Annotated in this window: 1 protein-coding gene; it reads left to right on the top strand. The window is 39.0% G+C overall.

Annotation, left to right across the window (positions count from 1 at the left end):
* Nucleotides 1-568 precede the first annotated feature (568 nt).
* Nucleotides 569-2,374 carry a reverse transcriptase/maturase family protein gene (locus tag H3001_RS18950; protein ID WP_032535361.1) on the top strand — a complete coding sequence of 602 codons (1,806 nt, stop codon included), beginning with the start codon at nucleotides 569-571 and terminating at the stop codon, nucleotides 2,372-2,374.
* Nucleotides 2,375-2,488: the final 114 nt, after the last annotated feature.

Here is a 2,488-nt window from a genome sequence, read left to right as displayed (position 1 = left end):
GATGGTGCGCCCGTATAGGCGATATAATAAATGTAGCATTGGCAAGCTATTAGGTAAGTGTTCCAATATTTACCTATCATCACCAGCTTATCTGCCCACGAAAGGACGGCAGGGAGTATAGCACGCTGGAAAGCCATAAGTCAATTAGTTATCAAATTGCAACTGAATGGTGAGATGAAACAGATAGATACGAGGATAAAATCCAAACTGATTGAATGATAGTCCAAGTGAACCCAGTATGTTTTATAGTGAAAGATAACTTAACTCGCTATACCGTAATACCTCTGTTGCGAGCGTCGTGTAGTAGAGGCAGGAACAAATTACGGCACAACCGCAGTAAGCGGTAACGGGCGGAAGTCATATCCGACAATCTATCATAGCCATGTTATTATATCGTAAACGGGGATTGCCTAAATCGGAACGCCGCAAGGCTATTAGGTACAGACCTATGAAAATCCGACAAGGCAACGGAGCTTCCGTAGTAGTCTGAGCAGGGGAAAGCCCTGTACATGGCGAAGGGAAGCAGCTAATAATTTTAATGCAAATAACGGAAAATGTGAGAGACATTATGAGAAGTCCAGAGTATGTATTAAACAGTCTAACGGAACACAGTGAAAATTTGAATTACAAGTTTGAACGCTTGTACCGTATCTTTTTCAATGAGGAAATGTATTACGTTGCCTACCAACGCATATATGCGAAACCGGGCAATATGACAGCAGGTGCAGATGGGAAAACCATTGACCAAATGAGCCTGAACCGAATTGAACAACTGATAACATCGTTGAAAGATGAGAGTTATCAGCCCCAACCCTCAAAACGGATGTATATCCCAAAGAAAAATGGGAAAATGCGTCCATTAGGTGTACCAGCTTTTAATGATAAATTATTGCAGGAAGTGGTCAGAATGATATTGGAAGCCATCTATGAAAGACAGTTTGAAAAAACGTCACATGGCTTCCGACCTCTAAGAAGCTGCCACACTGCCTTGTCTGATATTCAGAAGACATTTTCGGGCGTGAAATGGTTCGTAGAAGGTGATATTAAGGGATTTTTCGACAATATCAATCATGAGATACTGATAGGTATTCTGAAAGAACGTATCGCTGACGAAAGATTTATTCGCTTGATTAGAAAATTTCTGAATGCAGGATATATCGAAGACTGGAACTTTCATAACTCCTACAGCGGAACACCGCAAGGCGGAATTGTCAGCCCTATCTTGGCAAACATATACCTTGATAAGTTGGATAAATTCATGAAGGAATACACTGGAAAATTTGATAAGGGGAAAGAACGGAAAAGAACTAAACAGGTAGTATCACTTGAAGGCAAACGACACCGTATTCTGAAAAAGTTGAAAGTGGTAAAAGACAAAAGTGAAAGGTCAGAATTGATAAGACAATATAAGGCTTATCAAAAAGAAGGTTTGCAGTATTCTGATGGTGACGAAATGGATATGAACTACAGAAAACTCAAATATGTGAGATATGCGGATGATTTTCTAATTGGAATTATTGGCAGTAAACAAGATGCTATCATCATCAAAGAGGACATAAAGAACTTCCTCTATGAAAAGTTAGCTCTTACACTGTCTGATGAGAAAACACTTATCACCCATGCTGAAAACGCTGCAAAATTTCTCGGATATGAGATTTTTGTAAGGAAATCCAATGACACCAAAAGAAGCAAATACGGAGTACTAAGACGTGTCTTCAATAAGAGGATACAATTGGCACTTGGAAAGGATACGTTTAAGAAAAAGTTGCTCGAATATCGTGTTTTAGAAATAAAGATACACAACGGCAAGGAGTATTGGAAAGCAAAATCCCGTCCCAAACTTTCAAACAACAATGACTTTGAGATACTTGACAGGTACAACAAGGAAATAAAGGGCATTTACAATTACTATTGTTTGGCTAATAATTGTAGTAGTCTGTCAAAACTTGGGTATATCATGAAATATAGTATGTACAAAACATTTGCGCAGAAATATCGGACAACGATGTCGCAAATCCGAAAAAAGTACACCAAGAATGGACTTTTTTCAGTTAGATACTATTTAAAGAACGGTACTGCCAAAGACTTGACCTTTTATCATGGTGGGTTCAAAAAGAAAAATCCAATGAACATTAAGGATTTAGACAACTTGCCCAAATTCACATATCATCCTACAAACACAAGTCTTATAGATAGGCTGAAAGCGGAAAAATGTGAATTATGTGGAGCAGTCGATAAGTTAGTGATGCACCATGTGAGAAAATTAAAAAATCTTCAAGGGAAAACTACCTGCGAAAAACAAATGATGGCTCGCAAACGAAAGACTATTGCCATATGTGGTAAGTGTTACAAAAAACTCAGTAACAATGAATAGATTGATATTATTAGTAGAAAGCCGGATACGCGGAGACGTGTACGTCCGGTTTGGGGGCGAGCTTCCGAAAACCCACCGTAGTAATACGGCAGGGCGTTGGATGCTTAGCCTACC

It is taken from the genome of Phocaeicola faecicola (assembly GCF_013618865.1).
GTDB classification, from domain to species: Bacteria; Bacteroidota; Bacteroidia; order Bacteroidales; family Bacteroidaceae; genus Phocaeicola; species Phocaeicola faecicola.
The sequence above is the reverse complement of the archived record's forward strand: the minus strand, read 5'-3'. Positions and strand labels throughout refer to the sequence as shown.

Coding starts and splice junctions, on each gene's coding strand:
- H3001_RS18950 (WP_032535361.1), top strand. CDS start 569: ATGAGAAGTCCAGAGTATGTATTAAACAGTCTAACGGAACACAGTGAA.